The sequence below is a fragment of the Bradyrhizobium sp. USDA 372 genome, from assembly GCF_053629095.1.
Window position 1 is genome coordinate 6,099,615 of record NZ_JBRJHR010000001.1, and the last position, 17,159, is coordinate 6,116,773.

General features: G+C 65.7%; 15 protein-coding genes. 10 read left to right on the top strand and 5 right to left on the bottom strand.

The window, feature by feature from the left end:
* The first annotated feature begins 3 nt into the window (after positions 1-3).
* A complete protein-coding gene (gene uxuA / locus AB7M16_RS28535; protein WP_453945754.1) occupies positions 4-1,194 on the top strand; it encodes a mannonate dehydratase in 1,191 nt (396 codons plus the stop codon).
* A 147-nt stretch (positions 1,195-1,341) separates the two neighbouring features.
* On the opposite strand, the gene AB7M16_RS28540 is transcribed toward uxuA, so the two are convergent.
* On the bottom strand, positions 1,342-2,280 hold the full coding sequence (locus AB7M16_RS28540; protein ID WP_172786921.1) for a LysR family transcriptional regulator: 939 nt from the start codon (positions 2,278-2,280) through the stop codon (positions 1,342-1,344).
* Between the two features lie 211 nt (positions 2,281-2,491).
* Between AB7M16_RS28540 and AB7M16_RS28545 the strand changes: the two genes are divergently transcribed.
* The 6 genes from AB7M16_RS28545 (at position 2,492) to AB7M16_RS28570 (ending at position 8,355) form a co-directional block, all read left to right on the top strand.
* On the top strand, positions 2,492-3,571 hold the full coding sequence (locus AB7M16_RS28545) for an ABC transporter ATP-binding protein (RefSeq protein WP_453945756.1): 1,080 nt from the start codon (positions 2,492-2,494) through the stop codon (positions 3,569-3,571).
* Between the two features lie 12 nt (positions 3,572-3,583).
* Positions 3,584-4,300: an HAD family hydrolase gene (locus tag AB7M16_RS28550; protein ID WP_453945758.1), complete on the top strand. Its 717-nt coding sequence runs from the start codon at positions 3,584-3,586 to the stop codon at positions 4,298-4,300.
* Positions 4,301-4,314: 14 nt separating this feature from the next.
* Positions 4,315-5,622: an FAD-dependent oxidoreductase gene (locus tag AB7M16_RS28555; protein ID WP_439364125.1), complete on the top strand. Its 1,308-nt coding sequence runs from the start codon at positions 4,315-4,317 to the stop codon at positions 5,620-5,622.
* Between the two features lie 22 nt (positions 5,623-5,644).
* Complete coding sequence (locus AB7M16_RS28560) at positions 5,645-6,691, top strand: ABC transporter substrate-binding protein (protein ID WP_453945760.1); 1,047 nt, start codon at positions 5,645-5,647, stop codon at positions 6,689-6,691.
* Positions 6,692-6,760: 69 nt separating this feature from the next.
* A complete protein-coding gene (locus AB7M16_RS28565) occupies positions 6,761-7,573 on the top strand; it encodes an ABC transporter permease (RefSeq protein WP_172786997.1) in 813 nt (270 codons plus the stop codon).
* Positions 7,570-8,355: an ABC transporter permease gene (locus tag AB7M16_RS28570; protein WP_271499556.1), complete on the top strand. Its 786-nt coding sequence runs from the start codon at positions 7,570-7,572 to the stop codon at positions 8,353-8,355. The genes AB7M16_RS28565 and AB7M16_RS28570 overlap by 4 nt, the downstream gene beginning before the upstream one ends.
* 60 nt (positions 8,356-8,415) lie before the next feature.
* On the opposite strand, the gene AB7M16_RS28575 is transcribed toward AB7M16_RS28570, so the two are convergent.
* Positions 8,416-9,105 (bottom strand): aspartate/glutamate racemase family protein, encoded by a 690-nt coding sequence (locus tag AB7M16_RS28575; protein WP_453945762.1) that lies wholly within the window; start codon positions 9,103-9,105, stop codon positions 8,416-8,418.
* Positions 9,106-9,314: 209 nt separating this feature from the next.
* On the opposite strand from AB7M16_RS28575, the gene AB7M16_RS28580 reads away from it, so the two are divergent.
* Genes AB7M16_RS28580 through AB7M16_RS28590 form a run of 3 tightly spaced genes read left to right on the top strand, consistent with a single transcriptional unit; the run spans position 9,315 to position 13,064 of the window.
* Positions 9,315-10,976 carry a thiamine pyrophosphate-binding protein gene (locus tag AB7M16_RS28580; protein WP_453945764.1) on the top strand — a complete coding sequence of 554 codons (1,662 nt, stop codon included), beginning with the start codon at positions 9,315-9,317 and terminating at the stop codon, positions 10,974-10,976.
* Between the two features lie 4 nt (positions 10,977-10,980).
* Complete coding sequence (locus tag AB7M16_RS28585) at positions 10,981-12,246, top strand: NAD(P)/FAD-dependent oxidoreductase (RefSeq protein ID WP_453945766.1); 1,266 nt, start codon at positions 10,981-10,983, stop codon at positions 12,244-12,246.
* Between the two features lie 38 nt (positions 12,247-12,284).
* Positions 12,285-13,064, top strand: a complete 780-nt coding sequence (locus AB7M16_RS28590) for an SDR family NAD(P)-dependent oxidoreductase (RefSeq protein ID WP_453945768.1) — start codon at positions 12,285-12,287, stop codon at positions 13,062-13,064.
* 153 nt (positions 13,065-13,217) lie between these two features.
* Here AB7M16_RS28590 and AB7M16_RS28595 read toward each other — a convergent pair whose 3' ends face one another.
* The 3 genes from AB7M16_RS28595 to AB7M16_RS28605 are packed head-to-tail and all read right to left on the bottom strand — an operon-like array spanning position 13,218 to position 16,988.
* Positions 13,218-14,012: an IclR family transcriptional regulator gene (locus AB7M16_RS28595; RefSeq protein WP_453945770.1), complete on the bottom strand. Its 795-nt coding sequence runs from the start codon at positions 14,010-14,012 to the stop codon at positions 13,218-13,220.
* Between the two features lie 19 nt (positions 14,013-14,031).
* A complete protein-coding gene (locus AB7M16_RS28600; protein ID WP_453945771.1) occupies positions 14,032-15,765 on the bottom strand; it encodes an FAD-dependent oxidoreductase in 1,734 nt (577 codons plus the stop codon).
* An 8-nt stretch (positions 15,766-15,773) separates the two neighbouring features.
* The gene (locus AB7M16_RS28605) at positions 15,774-16,988 is read right to left on the bottom strand and encodes an ABC transporter substrate-binding protein (protein WP_453945773.1); all 1,215 of its coding nucleotides are present in this window, start codon (positions 16,986-16,988) and stop codon (positions 15,774-15,776) included.
* Between the last annotated feature and the right edge of the window lie 171 nt (positions 16,989-17,159).

The following is a 17,159-nucleotide window of genomic DNA, read 5'->3' on the forward strand; positions in this document are numbered from 1 at the left end:
CCTATGATGCTGGAGGGATGGCGCTGGTACGGGCCCGATGATCCGGTCTCGCTCGACGACGTCAGGCAGGCCGGCGCGAGCGATATCGTCTCGGCGCTGCACCAGGTGCCGATCGGCGAGGCCTGGACGCGCAAGGCGGTCGAGGAGCGCAAGAACTTCATCGAGAACGGCCAGCCCGGCCGTTCTCAATTGACTTGGTCGGTGGTGGAATCGATTCCGATCCCCGACGACGTCAAGCGCCTTGGCGGAAAAGCGACGAAGTCGATCGAGGCCTGGATCGCGAGCCTGGAGGCGGTGGCGGCCAGCGGCATCAAGATCATCTGCTACAATTTCATGCCCGTGGTGGACTGGTGCCGCACCGATCTGGAATGGGAGCTGCCGAACGGCGCCCGTGCCATGCGCTTCGACCAGGACCGCTTTGCCGCGTTCGAGCTGCACATCCTGAAGCGCCCGGCCGCCGTACAGGAATATACGCCGGAACAACAGGCGCGCGCGAAGAAACTGTTCGAGCAGATGAGCCAGGCGGATATCGACTATCTCGTCATGGTCATCGCCAGCGCGCTGCCGGGCTCGACCACCGAGCCGATGACCATCCCGCAATTCCGCGATCGGCTGGACACCTACCGCGACATCACGCCTGAGATCCTGCGGCAGCACCTTGCGGAATTCCTTGCGCGCGTGACGCCGGTGGCCGAGCAGCTCGGCGTGTCGCTGACGCTGCACCCGGACGATCCGCCGCGACCGCTGTTCGGCCTGCCGCGCATTGCTTCCAGCGCCGACGACTATCAGGCGCTGTTCGACGCCGTGCCATCCAAGGCGAACGGCATCTGTTTCTGCACCGGCTCGCTCGGCGTGCGCGCGGAGAACAATTTGCCAGAAATGGCCGAGCGCTTCGGCCCACGCGTCGCGTTCGCCCATCTGCGCGCGACCAAGCGCGAGGCGGACGGGTTGTCGTTCTACGAGTCCGACCATCTCGACGGCGACGTCGACATGATCGCGGTGCTCAAGGCGCTGTTGAAGGAGAACGCACGGCGCGCACCCGACAATCAAATCGTGTTCCGGCCCGATCACGGCCACCGCATGCTCGACGATCTCGCCGCCACCAAGCGCACCAATCCCGGCTACACCGCCATCGGCCGCCTGCGCGGCCTCGCCGAACTACGTGGTGCGATCAGGGCGATCGAGCATCGGTAGGGGCGGAATTCGAGCGCAGCTCTATCCACATCGTCATTGCGAGCGCAGCGAAGCAATCCAGAATCCCTCCGCGGAAAGACTCTGGATTGCTTCGCTGCGCTCGCAATGACGTCGGAGAGAGCGGGGCTTCACCGCGACGCCACCTGCTCAATAACACGCCGCCATGGCGCCGAGCTTCGGATAGAGCCGGTCGATCGCGGCGATCTCGCTTTTCATCTGCGCGATGATCCAGTCGCGGATCTCGGCGGCGATGGGCCGCATGATCCGGTTGCGCGGTGGCAGGAATTCGCAGATGCGGCGCGTGGTGGTCAGCGTGTCGGAGGCCGGCACCAGCGCGCCGGTGAGCAGCCAGTGCGAGGCGACCGTCAGCCAGCCGAGCGCGATGCCCTGGCCGAGCAGCGCGGCCTGCACCACGACTGCATAGTCGGTGAAGCTCAGCGCCTTGGCCGCGCCGCGGCGCCCGGTGAGGAGCGAAGCGTAATCCGCGGCCCAGTCGCCCGGCGTCTCGGCGAGGCGGATGATGGTGTTGCCCTCGGCGGGATCAGTCTCGCCGAGATAGCCGGGGCTGCACATCGGCAGCATCACTTCCTTCATCACCAGCGTGCCGCCGGATGACGGCTCGTCGCGGTCACGGAAGCGCATGCCGAGATCGACATTCTCCACCGGCCCGCGCAGCGCGCCGGAGATCAGCTGGAAGCGCAGATCCACTTGCGGAAACTGCTTCTGCAGCTTGTCGATGCGCGGCATCAGCCAGTGCGTGGTGAAGGCGGAGGAGACCGACAGCGTCACCGTCTCGGTGCCCTTGCGGCGCCGCTCGATCTCGACGAGCCCGCTCTCGATGCTGCGAAAGCCTTCGAGCACGCGGCGATAGAGCAACTCGCCTTCCTCGGTGAGCACCGCGCGGCCCGCCTTGCGATCGAACAGGCGGACGCCGAGATGCTCCTCGAACTGGCCGAGCATCCGGCTCACCGCCGGCTGCGTCACGTTCAATTCGGCCGCCGCCGCGGTGAAACTGCCGTTGCGCGCCGCCGCGTCGAACACGAACAGGGCGTTACTGGACGGCAGCATGCGGCGGAGCTCTGGCATAACGTCATGTTATGAGCGCGGTGAGAATTTGGCAATTGCCGAGTTTTGGCAAGTCTGGTGTCATGAGCATGACAGCCTAAACACAGGGGCTTCGGGAGAAGATTTGGTGCAGCGCACGCTTCGGCCGTGAGTGCTCCAAAGCCCTGTCTATAAAGCAGCCTTATGGCGCGCAGTGAGGCACGCCAGCGCAGGGACATCGCGAGGTCGATCATTGGACAAGCGAGCGGAAAGCGTCGAGATCAGGTCCGCCAGCAAGGCCTATGGCGCCGTTCGCGCCCTCGACGACGTTTCGCTCAATGTCAGCGCCGGTGAATTCGTCTCGCTGCTCGGCCCCTCCGGCTCCGGCAAGACCACGCTGCTCGGCATTTTGGGCGGCTTTATCCTGCCGACCTCAGGCACGATTCTGTTCGGGGGCCGTGACGTCACCTATATGCCGCCGCACAAGCGCGACATCGGCGTGGTGTTCCAGAACTATGCGCTGTTTCCGCATATGAGCGTCGGCGAGAACGTCGCCTTTCCCTTGCGCGCGCGACGCCTGCCGAAATCCGTCTGGCCGGACAAGGTGCGCGCAGCGCTCAGCATGGTCGGCCTTGCCGGCTATGAAGAGCGCGGCATCGCGCAGCTCTCCGGCGGTCAGCGTCAGCGCGTGGCCCTCGCACGCGCCATGATCTTCGAGCCGCGCCTGATCCTGATGGATGAGCCGCTCTCGGCGCTCGACAAGCAGCTGCGCGAATCCATGCAGATCGAGCTGCGCGCGTTGCACAAGCGCATCCAGGCGACCATCATCTACGTCACCCATGACCAGCGCGAGGCGCTGACCATGAGCGACCGCGTCGCCGTCATGAAGGACGGCCGGTTGGTTCAGATCGACGCGCCGGCGCGGCTGCACGATCATCCCGCCGATTCCTTCGTCGCCAGCTTTATCGGCGAAGCCACGATGCTGCCGGTCCGCCGCGTCGATGCTTCCAGCGTCGCGCTCGGCAACGCCTTGCTGCGCAGCGCGCGCGCCATTCCCGATGGCGATGCCCTGATGCTGGCCGTGCACAGCGAGAAGCTGCTGATCGACGACGGCGCGCAGGATGAGGAATGCAACCGGCTGACCGGAACGGTCACCGACATCGTCTATCAGGGCGAGAGCTTGCGCATTTTCCTCGCGCTCGCCGACGGCATCGCGCTCAGCCTGCGCCAGCCGAGCTATCACCAGGCCTATCACCGCATTCCGCCCCTCGGCGGCAATCTCACCGTCACGCTCCACCCCGAGGACACGATCGTCGTGCCCCGGGCAACCTGAGAGAACAAGACCATGTCGACCCAAGCCGCGTTCAGCAATTTCAAGGTTCTCACCTTCGATGTCGTCGGCACCTTGATTGATTTCGAAACCGGCGTGCTCGAAGCCGTGCGCAAGATCGGAGGCAGGAAGGCAGCCGAGCTCAGCGACGAGCAGATTTTCGAGCCCTACAAGCGGGGCCGCGACAAGCACTACGAGCGCTCCAGCGAAGTGATGTTCCACGTCTATCGCCATCTTGCCACCGAGCTAGGTTTGCCCTCTGACGACGCATCCTGCGACGTGTTCCAGCTTTCGGTGCTGCGCTGGAGGCCGTTCCCGGATTCGGTGGAAGCGCTCAAGCGGCTGCGCACGAAGTTCCGCCTGGTCGCGATGACCAATGCCGACCGCGTCGCGCTGTCATGCTACGCGCATGCGCTCGGAAATCCCTTCGATGACACGGTCTGTGCCGACGACACCGGTGTTGCCAAGCCCAATCCGGAATTCTTCGCCTACAACAAGGGCCGCCAATCGGCGTTCGGCTACAAGCAGTCCGATATCCTGCACGTCGCGCAGAGCCAGTATCACGACATCGGGATCGCGCGGAAGCTCGGCTACAAGGTGTGCTGGATCGAGCGCCGCCAGGGCATTGCCGGCTTCGGCGGCACGCCGGCGGTGGAGACGCTGACCAAGCCGGACTTCCATTTCCCGACGCTGAAGGCGCTCGCCGACGCCGCGATCGGCCCGGCGGCGTAACGGAGAGCTGTGGCATGACACGGGACTGGCGCGCGCTGCCATCGGTCAATTCGCTGTGGGAAGCCACGGCGGATCCGGCGCGCGATTATCCCGTGCTGTCGGGCGAGAGCCAAGCCGATGTGGTGATCATCGGCGCCGGCTACACCGGCCTCTCCGCCGCGCACCACATTGCCAAGAGTGGGCTCAGCCCCGTCGTGCTCGAGGCCAACCGTCCCGGCTGGGGCGCGAGCGGGCGCAATGGCGGCGTGATCACGGCAAAGTTCCGCCTCTCGTTCCGCGAGATCGATGCCGTGCATGGCCGCGCCATGGCGCGGCGCATGTACGAGATCGCGCATGAATCGACCGACATGGTCGAGGAGCTCGTCTCCGAATTCGGCATCACCAGCGCGAACCTTGTGCGTACCGGCCAGGTCAAGGCGGCGCACAACGAGACGACGCTCCGGGCCGCGATTGACGAAGCCAACTGGATGACGCGCGAGATGGGCTCGGCCGCGGCTCGCATCCTCGACAAAGGCCAGGTGCGCGAGGAGACCGGCTCCGACATCTTCGTCGGCGGCGTGCTCAATCCCGGCTCGGGCGGCATTCATCCGCTCAACTATTTGCGCGGCCTCGCCGATGGCGTCGCGCGCCGCGGCGTTGCAATCTTCCAGGGATCGCCGGTCACAACGCTTCGGCGGGAAGGCGACGGCATCGTCGCCGAGACCCCGCAAGGCGCGGTGCGCGCCAAGCAGGCGATCATTGCCACCAACAGCTATTCGGACCTGACCAGTGCCACCGCGCATCTGCAGCGCACGCTGATTCCCTTCCGCAGCGCCATAGTCGCAACCGAGCGCCTCCCCGGCAATCTCGCGGGAAAATTGATGCCGACCGGGCGCACCTACACCGAGACCAAGCGCATGATGCGCTGGTTCCGCATGGTCGACAACCGTGTCATCTTCGGCGGCCGCGGCGCCTTCGGCAAGCAGGACTCGCAAGCCGCGTTCGACGCCTTGCGCAAGGCGATGGTCGGCATCTTCCCCGATCTCGCCGATGTCCCGCTCGCATACAAATGGTCGGGGCTGGTCGCGATGACGCTGGACTCGGTGCCGCATATCGGTCGGCTCGACGATCGCACGCTGTTCGCGGTGGGTTACAACGGCGCCGGCGTTGCGATGTCGAGCCTGATGGGCCGCTATCTCGCCGCCTTCGTGCGCGGCGAGACGCCCGACGTCGGCCTGCTCGATATCAGGCGCATGAAGGCGATCCCGTTCTATCCGCTGCGCGAGCCCGCCGTGCGTATGGTCGCCGGCTGGTACCAGTTTCTCGACGCGATCGGCCAGTGAGCTCTATTTGGAGGAGGTGAGGATGACGATGAAGCAGAAATTCGGATTGGGCTGCGCGCTGCTGGGCGCAATCGGGTTGACCAGTGCGGCTGATGCCGCCGAGCAGATCACCTTCGTCTCGCAAGGCGGCGCCTATCAGCAGGCACAGACGGTGGCGATCCTCGATCCCTCCGCCAAGAAGCTCGGCATCACCATCAACCAGGACTCCATTCCCGACGCCTGGCCCGCGATCAAGACGCAAGTCGGCAGCGGCAAGCCGATCTGGGACGTCGTCGACACCCCGACCGGCAACTGCCTTCGCGGCGGCGAGCAGGGGCTGATCGAGAAGCTCGACTTTTCGAAGATTCCAAACGGCGCGGCGATGCCGGAGGCCTATCGCAGTCCCTATTCGGTGTCCTACGAGTTCTATTCCAGCGTGCTGGCCTACAGCCAGAAGGCCTTCCCGAAGGACGCGCCGAACAGCTGGGCCGATTTCTGGGACGTCAAGAAATTCCCCGGCCGCCGCGCGCTGCGCAACCACCCGTTCGCGACGCTCGAGGCGGCGCTGATGGCCGATGGCGTCGCGCCCGACAAGCTCTACCCGCTCGATGTCGACCGCGCCTTCAAGAAGCTGGAAGAGATCAAGCCGCACATCACGGTGTGGTGGACCTCGGGCGCGCAGTCAGCGCAGTTGCTCAATGACGGCGAGGTCGACATGGAGATGGCCTGGAACGGTCGCGTCAGCGCGGTGGCCAAGGAGGGCGCGAAGGTCACCTTCACCTACAATCAGGGCGTTTTGCAGAGCACCTCGCTCTGCATCCTCAAGGGCGCGCCGAATCTGGAAACCGCGGTGAAGTTCCTCAACGCGGCGGTCGATCCCGTGCACCAGGCCAATCTGCCGCTGCACATCGATTATGGCCCGGGCAATCCCAAGGCGTTCGAGACGGGCGTGATCAAGGCGGAGCGCGCTGCGCAATTGCCGAGCGAGCCGGCGAATGCGGCCAAGCAGGCGCTGATGTCCTACGCCTGGTGGTCCTCGTCCGCCGGAGAGGCCGCCGAGAAGCGCTGGGCGTCCTTCATGCAAAAGTAGGCGAGGCCAGCGTTGACGACATCCGTGCCAGATCCCTCCCAAAAGCATCAGCGCCGCGAGCACGGCCTGATGCTGGCATTGGTGTCGCCGGCGCTGCTGGTGATCCTTGCCCTGATCGTGCTGCCAGTCGGTTGGCTCGCCTGGCAGTCGATCTATCATGACGGCTTCACGCTGGAGAACTATCGCCGCGTCTTCACCGAAGATGTCTACTGGCGCAGCTTTGCACTGACGTTCGAGATCAGCCTCGCGGTCACGGCAATCGCGCTGCTGCTGGGCTATCCAGTGGCCTACCTCGCCAATTCGGTGCCGAAAGGGTGGAGCATCCTGATCCTGTCGCTGGTCGTGCTGCCGTTCTGGACCAGCGTGCTGGTGCGCGCCTATGCCTGGCTGGCGCTGCTCCAGCGCAGCGGCGTGATCAACCAGTTCCTGCGCTATCTCGATGTGATCTCCGAGCCGCTCGCGCTGGTCCACAACACGTTCGGCACGGTTGTCGCGACCGTGCACATCCTGCTGCCGTTCATGGTGCTGCCGCTCTATGCCACCATGCAGAAGATCCCGAACGATTTGATGCAGGCCGGCGCCAGCCTGGGCGCGAGCCCGTCGCTCACTTTCATGCGCGTGTTCCTGCCGCTGTCGCTGCCGGGTGTGCTTGCCGGCTGCACCATGGTGTTCGTGCTCTGCCTCGGCTTCTACATCACGCCGGAACTGCTCGGCGGCGGCCGCACCGTGATGGTGTCGATGCTGGTGAGCCGCAATGTCGAGCTCTACAACCAATTCGGCGCGGCCAGCGCGGTCGCCGTCGTGCTGCTAATCAGTGTGGTCGCGATCTTCTTCATTGTAAGCCGCTTCGTCTCGCTCGACCGCGTGTTGGGGCAGAAATGATGCGCGCCTCGCCCGCACGGATTGCCCTGTACGTGATCAGCGTGCTGGTGCTGGTCTATCTGATCCTTCCCGTTCTGATCATCGCCCCGATCTCGTTCTCCAGCGCGCGCTTCCTGACCTTTCCGCCGCCATCCTTCTCGCTGCGCTGGTACCAGCAATATTTCTCAAATCCCGCCTGGATGCAGGCGACGCGGGTGACGCTGACGGTTGCGCTCCTCACCGTCGTGATCGCGACCCCGTTCGGGGTGGCCGCCGCCTACGCCATCAGCCAGTCGAAGCTACGGATCATGCGTCTCATCCACATGGCGCTGTTGTTGCCGCTCGTGGTGCCGATCATCATCACCGCCGTCGGCATCTTCTTCGTCTATGCCAAGGTCGGTCTGGTTGCGACCATGCCCGGCCTCGTGCTGGCGAACGTGATGTTGGGCCTGCCCTATGTCGTGATCTCGGTGCTCGCGGGTCTGCAGAGCTTCGATCCCGCGCAGGAGATGGTGGCGCGCAGCCTCGGCATGAACCGCCTGCGCAGCTTCTTCGCGGTGACGCTGCCGCAGATCAAGTCCAGCGTGGTCGCCGGCGGAATCTTCGCCTTCATCTCGGCGATGGACGAGACCATCGTCGCGCTGTTCATCTCCGGCGGCCAGTATCAGCCGCTGACCAAGCGCATGTTCACCGCGCTGCGCGACGAGATCGATCCGACCATCGCCGCGATCTCGACCTTGATGACGGCGGCCTCGTTCATGCTGGTGCTGCTGGCGAGCGCGCGGCAGAAGCGGAGCGGGTGAGGATAGCCCACCTTCCAGGGACCTCGATCCCGGAACGGGGCTGAAGCTGAGGGATCAAATTCACCCGATCGCGAAATCGGCGGCCGTTTCCGCGTGAATGGCCGTGGTGTCGAACGTCTCGACAGACGTGTCGTCCGGGCCGACCAGCATGGTGATCTCGGTGCAGCCGAGAATGATGCACTCGGCTCCGCCGGCGACGAGGGCCGCCATCACCTCCTGGTAGCGGCGGCGCGAGGGCGCGGCGACGTTCCCGAGGCACAGCTCGTCGTAGATGATGCGGTTCACCTCCGCGCGCTCGTCCGCGGGAGGGACCATGACGTCGAGATCATGCGCGCGCAATCGATCGATGTAGAAGTCTTCCTCCATCGCGAACTTGGTGCCGAGCAACCCGACCCGCCGATATCCCTTGGTCCGGATCCGCTCGGCCGTCGCGTCGCCGATGTGGATGAACGGAATGGTGACGCTCGAGATGATCTCGGGCGCCAGTTTGTGCATCGTGTTCGTGCACAGCACGATCGCCCGCGCGCCGGCACTTTCGAGGAGCCGCGCGACTTCAGCGAGGCTCGTCGCCGCCTCCTGCCAGCGGCCGGCATACTGCATCTGCTTGATCTCCTCGAAATCATAGGAATACATCAGGAGCGGGGCCGAATGCAGCTTGCCGATGCGGTCGCGGACCCGCTCGTTGATGAGCTTGTAGTAAAGCGCGGTGCTCTCCCAGCTCATGCCTCCGATCAGGCCAATGGTTTGCATTCCGGTGCTCCCAACGATTTGGCCGGATCGTAGACGAAGATCTCGAAGCTCGCCATCGTGGCCGCGGCAGGGACTGTAGTGCAAACGGCAGGGACGGGCATGACGCCTGCGCAGGCTGCGAGAAGCCTTTCGACCTTGCGCACGCTCTCGGCCTGTCCTAGGCCAGTTCCCGCACAAGTGCGCATCGCCGAAGTCTCGAGGGAGCCGACATGACCATTCGCAACACCCGCACCGGGGGCCAGATCCTGATCGATCAGCTCGTCGCCCAGGGCGTCGAGCGCGTCACCTGCGTGCCGGGTGAGAGCTATCTGGCGGCCCTCGATGCGCTGCATGACAGCCCGATCGACGTCGTGATCTGCCGTGCCGAAGGCGGCGCGGCGATGATGGCGGAGGCCTATGGCAAGCTCACGGGCCGGCCCGGAATCTGCTTCGTCACCCGCGGCCCCGGTGCCACCAATGCCAGCCACGGCGTCCACATCGCGATGCAGGATTCGACGCCGATGATCCTGTTCGTCGGCCAGGTCGACACCGGCATGCGCGAGCGCGAGGCGTTCCAGGAGCTCGACTACAAGGCGGTGTTCGGCTCGATGGCCAAATGGGCGGTCGAGATCGATCGTCCCGATCGCATTCCGGAGCTGGTGGCGCGCGCCTTCCGCGTCGCCATGCAGGGCCGCCCCGGTCCCGTCGTGATCGCGCTGCCGGAGAACATGCTGACCGAGACCGCGGCCGTTGCCGATGCCATGCGCATCGAGCCGGCGGTGAGCTGGCCGGCGCCTGCCGATATCGAGAAGCTCGGCGCCATGCTGGCCGGCGCCAAGGCGCCGCTCGTCATTCTCGGCGGCTCGCGCTGGACCGAGGAGGCGACCAAGAGCATCGCGCGGTTCGCCGAGCGGTTCGACCTGCCGGTCGCGACCTCGTTCCGCCGGGCTTCGCTGATCGATGCCGACCATTCGCACTATGCCGGCGACCTCGGCATCGGGCCGAGCCCGGGCCTGAAGGCGCGCATCGACAATGCCGACGTTCTCCTGCTGGTCGGCGGCCGCATGTCGGAGATGCCGTCCTCGTCCTATACGCTGCTCGACATTCCCAATCCGAAGCAGAAGCTGATCCATGTGCATCCGGGCTCCGAAGAGCTCGGCCGCATCTATCAGCCTGATCTGGCGATCCAGGCCACGCCGGCCGCCTTCGCCGCTGCCGTCGAGACGCTGAAGCCTTCCGGCGCGGTGGCGTGGAAGGGCGAAGCCGCCAAGGCGCATGCCGATTATCTCGCCTGGACCGGGAAGGCGCGCGAGCTGCCGGGCAGGTTCCAGTACGGCGAGGTCATGACCTGGCTGCGCGACCGCCTGCCGAAGGATGCGATCGTCTGCAACGGCGCCGGCAATTATGCCGGCTGGATCCATCGTCATCACCGCTTCCACAGCTTTGCCGCCCAGCTCGCACCGACCTCGGGCTCGATGGGCTATGGCGTGCCGGCTGGCGTGCTCGCCAAGCGGCAATACCCGGATCGCGTCGTGGTCGCGTTTGCGGGCGACGGCTGCTTCCTGATGAACGGCCAGGAATTCGCAACCGCCGTGCAATATGATGCGCCGCTGATCGTCATCATCATCGACAATGTGCAATACGGCACCATCCGCATGCACCAGGAGCGCGACTATCCCGGCCGGGTCGTTGGCACCCAGCTCAAGAACCCGGACTTTGCGATGTACGCCAAGGCGTTCGGCGGCCATGGCGAGCGCGTCGAGCGGACCGAAGAGTTCGCACCGGCGTTCGAGCGCGCGCTCGCCTCGGGCAAGCCGTCGATCCTCCACTGCATCATCGATCCCAGGGCGATCTCGGTCGGCAAGGATTTTACGCCCGCAGTGAAGGCCTAGAGCGATGCCGGACGGCCGCCACGTCGCCATCATCGGAGCCGGCGCGGTCGGCGTGATCAGCGCGATCGAGGCGCTGCGCGAGGGGCATCGCGTCACGCTGATCGATCCCGGCGACCCGGGCGGCGAACAGGCGGCGAGCTACGGCAATGCCGGCTGGCTGTCGTCGCATTCGGTGATCCCGCCGGCGGAGCCGGGCGTGTGGAAGAAGGTGCCGGGCTATCTGATGGATCCGCTTGGCCCGCTCGCGATCCGCTGGTCTTACTTGCCGAAGGCGCTGCCCTGGTTGATCAAGTACCTGCTCTCGGGCTGGACCGCGGCGCGGGTCGAGACCACGGCGTTCGCGCTGCGCAACCTCTTGAAGGATGCGCCGCTGCTGCACCGGAAGCTCGCGGAAGAAGCCGGCGTCCCCGAATTGATCGAGCGCAACGGCGTGATGCACGTGTTCACCTCGCGCGGCAATTTCGACAACGATCTCGGCTGGCGCCTGCGCAAGAAGGTCGGCGTCGAATGGCTGGAGCTCAATGCCGACGAGATGCGCCAGCGTGAGCCGGATCTGCATCCGCGCTACACCTTTGGCGTGGTGGTGGAGGAGGCCGGCCGCTGCCGCGATCCCGGCGCTTACGTTGCCGCGCTCGCCAATCACGCGATCGCCAGCGGCGCCAAGCACGTGCGCGCCAAGGCGACCGGGCTGAAGCTCAACGGCGGCAAGCTCGTGGCCGTTCTCACCGAGACCGGCGAGATCGCTTGCGATGCCGCTGTGGTCGCGGCCGGTGCGCGATCGAAGCAGCTCACCGCGTCCGTCGGCGATCCCCTCCCGCTCGAAACCGAGCGCGGCTATCATGTCGTGATCGAGAATCCGGAAGTAGGTCCGCGCAGCTCGATGATGGCCTCCGACGCCAAGCTTGTGGTGAACTGGACCAATAAGGGCCTGCGCGCCGCCGGCACGGTCGAGATCGCCGGCTTGGAAGCCGCGCCGAACTGGAAGCGCGCCGAAATCCTGCGCAACCACCTCGTCGGCATGTTCCCGAAGCTGCCGAAGGACATTCCGGCCTCGCGCGTCAAGACCTGGTTCGGCCATCGCCCGAGCATGCCGGACGGACGTCCCTGCATCGGCTACGCGCGCGCCTCGCGCGACATCGTCTATGCGTTCGGCCATGGCCATGTCGGCCTGGTCGGCTCGGCCCGCACCGGTCGTCTCGTCGCCCAGCTCGTGAGCGGCAAGGCGCCGGAAATTCCGCTCGCGCCGTTCGCGCCCGATCGTTTCCTCTGAGAGCAAGGTGAAATCGTCCCAAGTCCTGGAGGGAGACCATGAGACTATCCGGCAAGGTCGCGGCCATCACCGGCGCGGCGCGCGGCATCGGCAAGGCCTGCGCGAAGAGGTTTTTGGACGACGGCGTCAAGGTCGTCATTTCCGACGTCGATGCCGAAGGCCTCGCCGCCACGGCCGCCGAGCTTGGCCGGCCGGATGCGTTGCGCACGATCGTCGGCAACGTCGCCAGGCGCGCGGACGTCGATCAGCTGGTCGCGACCGCGGTGAAGGAGTTCGGCCGGCTCGACATCATGGTCAACAATGCCGGCGTCGCCCGCAACCGCGACATCCTCGACATCACCGAAGAGGAATTCGACGAGATCATCGGCATCAATTTGAAGGGCGCGTTCTTCGGCGTGCAGGCGGCGGCGAGGCAGATGATCGCGCAAGGCGGCGGCGGGGTCATCATCAACATGTCCTCGGTGAACGCGCTGCTGGCGATCCCGGCGCTGGCGACCTACGCGATGTCGAAAGGCGGCATGAAGCAGCTCACCTCCGTCGCGGCCGTCGCACTCGCTCCCCACAACATCCGCGTCGTCGCCGTCGGGCCGGGCACGATCCTGACCGACATGGTGGCCTCGTCCATCTACACCTCGGAGGACGCCCGCAAGACCGTGATGTCACGCACGCCGGCCGGCCGCGGCGGCGAGCCGAGCGAGGTCGCCTCCGTCGTGGCGTTCCTCGCCAGCGACGATGCGTCCTACATCACGGGGCAGACGATCTATCCGGATGGCGGCCGGCTGATCCTGAACTACACGGTGCCGGTGAAGGAGAAGTAGGCGCGTTGTCGCCCCACTCTCGGTGTCATCGCCGGGCTTGACCGGGCGATCCAGTACTCCGAGGCGGTCGTGATTGAATCGATGGGCCGCGGCGTGCTGGATTCCCCGCCTTCGCGGGGAATGACGGTCGTCGTGAGGCGGGCAGTTTGCCCATCACTCCGCCGCAACCGTCATCCCGTGGCCGAGCCGCTTCGAAATGCTCTCCGCGCACTCGCGCAGCGCATGCGCGATCGGGCTGTCCCAGCGGGCATCAAACGTGCCTTCCGGGCCCATCGCGGTGATGACCAGTGCGACGTGGCCGGAATGGTCGAACACCGGCGCGGAGAACGCGTTGACGCCCGGCAGGGGATCGCCGAGCGCGCGGGCGAGGCCGTGCTTGCGCACCTCAGCGAGCATCTCGGCCACTTTGGTACCCTTCACGGCGCGCTTCGGGTTGTAGCCGACGCCATGGCGGTCGAGGCCGCTGTCGAGCGCGGCGCTGATCGTCTTCTCCGGCAGGAAGGCCGCGAACGCGCGGCCCGTCGCGGTCTCCAGCAGCGCCATCACCGAGCCGACGCGCATCACGATGTGCACCGGCTGGGCGGGCTCTTCGAGCTGCACCACGGTCGGGCCGTGCGTGCCCCAGACCGCGAGTGAGACGGCGTGGCCGATCTGGCTCGCGAGGCCCGCGATCTTGGGACGCGCGATGCGCACGCCGGAGAGGCGGCGCAGGCTGATCAGGCCGAGCTCCAGCGCCAGCGCGCCGATCTCGTAGCGGCCGGTGGTCTCGTCCTGCTCGATCAGGCCGATGCGCGAGAAGCTGGCGAGATAGGGATGCGCCTTGGCCGGCGTCATGCCGGCTTCGCGGGCGAGATCGCGCAGCATCATCGGCTCGCCGCTGCGGGCAAGCGCGCGGAGCAATTCTCCGCCGACCTCGATCGACTGGATGCCGCGGCTTTCTCTCTTCATGCGCCTCCTGGCGTCGCGCTTACGCCGCGTCGCGCCTCGCGGCGCTGTCGGCGAGATGACGGCCGGCAATGTAGCCGAAGGTCAGCGCCGGCCCAAGCGTGATGCCGGCGCCGGGATAATTGCCGCCCATGATGCTCGCCATGTCGTTGCCGGCGGCATAGAGGCCGGGAATCACTCGTCCCTCGGCGTCGAGCGCCCGCGCGTTCTCGTCGGTGACGATGCCGGCATAGGTGCCGAGATCGCCGATCACCATCTTGATGGCGTAGAACGGACCATTCTCGATCGGCGCCACGCAGGGGTTGGGGCCGTGCAGTGCATCGCCCTGGTAGCGGTTATAGGCCTTCGAGCCCTTGCCGAAGGCGGCGTCGTGGCCTTGCGGCGCTGTCACATTGAACTGCCTGACCGTTTCGACGAACGCCCCGGCGTCGATGCCGGCTTTCGCCGCCAGCGCCTCCAGCGTATCGCCGCGCATGAGATAGCGGGTCTTCAAATGGTGACCCAGCGGCATCGGGAAAGGCGGCACGCAGCCGAGGCCGTATTTCCGAAGAGTCTTGTGATCGCAGACGAGATAGGCGGCGATCTCCTCGCCGGGCTTGGCGGCCTTGATCATGGCCTGGACGAAGTCGTGATAGGAATTGCCTTCATTGGCAAAACGCTTGCCGTCGCGCATCACCGCGATCACGCCGGGTTTGGCGCGGTCGATGAAATGCGGCATCACGCCCTTCGATCCATCCTTGCGCGTGGTCAGCGACACCGGCACCCAGGCCGCCGCGTTCGGCAGGCGATCCTCGATGCTGCCGCCGGCGCCTTCCGCAAGGCGCAGGCCGTCGCCGGTGTTGCCGGCGGGCCCGGGCGAATAATGCTCAACGCCTGTCGGCGCGTGCGGGAACATTTTCTTGCGCCGCGCGACGTCGTGCGGAAAGCCGCCGCAGGCGAGCACGACGCCCCGACGTGCGCGGACACGCACGTCGCGTCCCTCGCGCGAGACGATGGCGCCAGTCACAGCGCCGTTTTCGACCGTCAGCTCGCGCACCGGCGAGGACAGCCACATCGGAATCTTCAGGTCGAGCGCGGACTTTGCGAGGCGTCCGGCGAGCGCATTGCCGTTGGTGAGCGTCATCCCCCGACCATGGCGCAGCACATCCATGAAATGCCGCGACAGGCGCTTGGCGACATAGACCGCCGAGGTCAGCGACTTCGTCACCCGCATGAAGTGGATGATCTCCTTGCCGGAGCCTAACATCATGCCGAACACGGTGAGCTCGGGCAGCGGCATGCCGAGCGATTTGATGAGATCGCCGAGCTCGCGGCCGTCGAACGGGCGCGTCACCATGGAGCGGCCGCCCTGGGCGCCGCCGGGCGCTTCCGCATGGTAATCGGGAAACACCAGCGGCATGTCGAAGCGCAGCGCGGTCTTGGTGGTGAAGAAATCGACGGCTTCAGGACCGGCGCTCAGGAACGCGTCGACGCGCGCGGCATCAAAATTGTTGCCGGCCTCGTGCCGCAAGTAGGTGCGGGCCTGCTCCGGCGACTCCTCGATGCCGTATGCCTTCGCCAGCGAGGTGCCGGGGATCCAGAGCCAGCCGCCGGAGCGGGCTGTGGTGCCGCCGAAGCGCGGTTCCTTTTCCACGATCAGCACGTCGAGGCCGCGATAACGCGCGGTGATCGCGGCCGACATGCCGGAGCAACCCGATCCGGCCACGAGCACGTCGCACTCGTAAGTCTCCATGGCGCCATGCTCGTTGCCAGCCATATCGGGCCTCACTTTTTCAGGAGCGGACACTTGGATTCGGAGATCGGGCGGAAGGCGTCCTCGCCCTTCACGGTCTTGACGATGTCCAGATAATCCCACGGCTCCTTGGACTGCTCGGGCGACTTCACCTTGGCGAGATACATGTCGCGGATGACACGGCCGTCCTCGCGCAACTTGCCGCCGTGGACGAAGATATCCTCGATCGGCAGCTCGCGCATCTTCGCCATCACCTTGGCGGAATCGTCGGTGCCGGCCGCCTTGATCGCCTTGAGATAATGCAGCACCGAGCCGTAGACGCCGGTCTGGATCATCGTCGGCATCACCTTGGTGCGCTCGTAGAACTTCTTGGACCAGGCGCGGGTGGCCTCGTCCATGGCCCAGTAGGACGCAGTGGTCATGTAAGTGCCCTGCGCGGCCTTGAGGCCGATGGCGTGCACGTCGGTGTCGAACATCAAGAGGCCGACCAGCTTCTGGCCGCCCTGGACCAGGCCGAACTCGCCGGATTGCTTGATGGCGTTATCGGTGTCCTGGCCGGCATTGGCGAAGGCGACGACGTCGGACTTCGAGCTCTGCGCCTGCAGCGCGAAGGAGGAGAAGTCCGCGGTGTTGGTCGGATGCTTGACACCGCCGAGCACCTTGCCGCCCATCTCGTTGATGAAGCGGGTTGCGTCCTTCTCGAGCTGCTGGCCGAAGGCATAATCCGCCGTGATGAAATACCAGGACTTGCCGCCTTCCTTGATCACGGCGGACGCGGTCACCTTGGACAGCGCATAGGTGTCGTAGGTGAAATGCACGGTGTTCGGGCTGCACAGCTCGTCGGTGAGCGAGCTCGCGCCGGGGCCCGAGAGCAGGGCGACCTTGCCGCGCTCGCGCACCATGTTGTGCACGGCGATCGCAATGCCGGAATTGGGGATGTCGACGACGGCGTCGACTTTAGCGTTGTCGAACCAGCCGCGCACGATCTGCACGCCGACGTCGGTCTTCATCTGGTGGTCGGCGCTGATGATCTCGATCGGCTTGCCGAGCACGGTCGGCCCGAATTCCTCCACGGCCATCTTGGCGGCCTCGACCGAGCCCGGCCCGGAGTTGTCGCGGCCCCAGCTCGACAGATCCGTCAGCACGCCGATCCGCACCACGTCGTCGGAGACTTGCGCGGTCGCCGCCGATGTCATGGCTGCTGAAGTCATGGCCGCGAGCATGGTGCAGGCCAGGAGCCCTCTCATTGTCGTTTCCTCTCTCTTATTGGCCGCTTGGTGCGGCAGGGTCGTTTTGTGGAGGTAAATTAGATATTGGCGAATGAGTTTGTCAATGGCGAATAAGGGGGCGGAATGGGTTCCACGATAGTTGGGCAACGTCGCGCAGGGAGCGCTAATGCATCAACACCCGTCATTGCG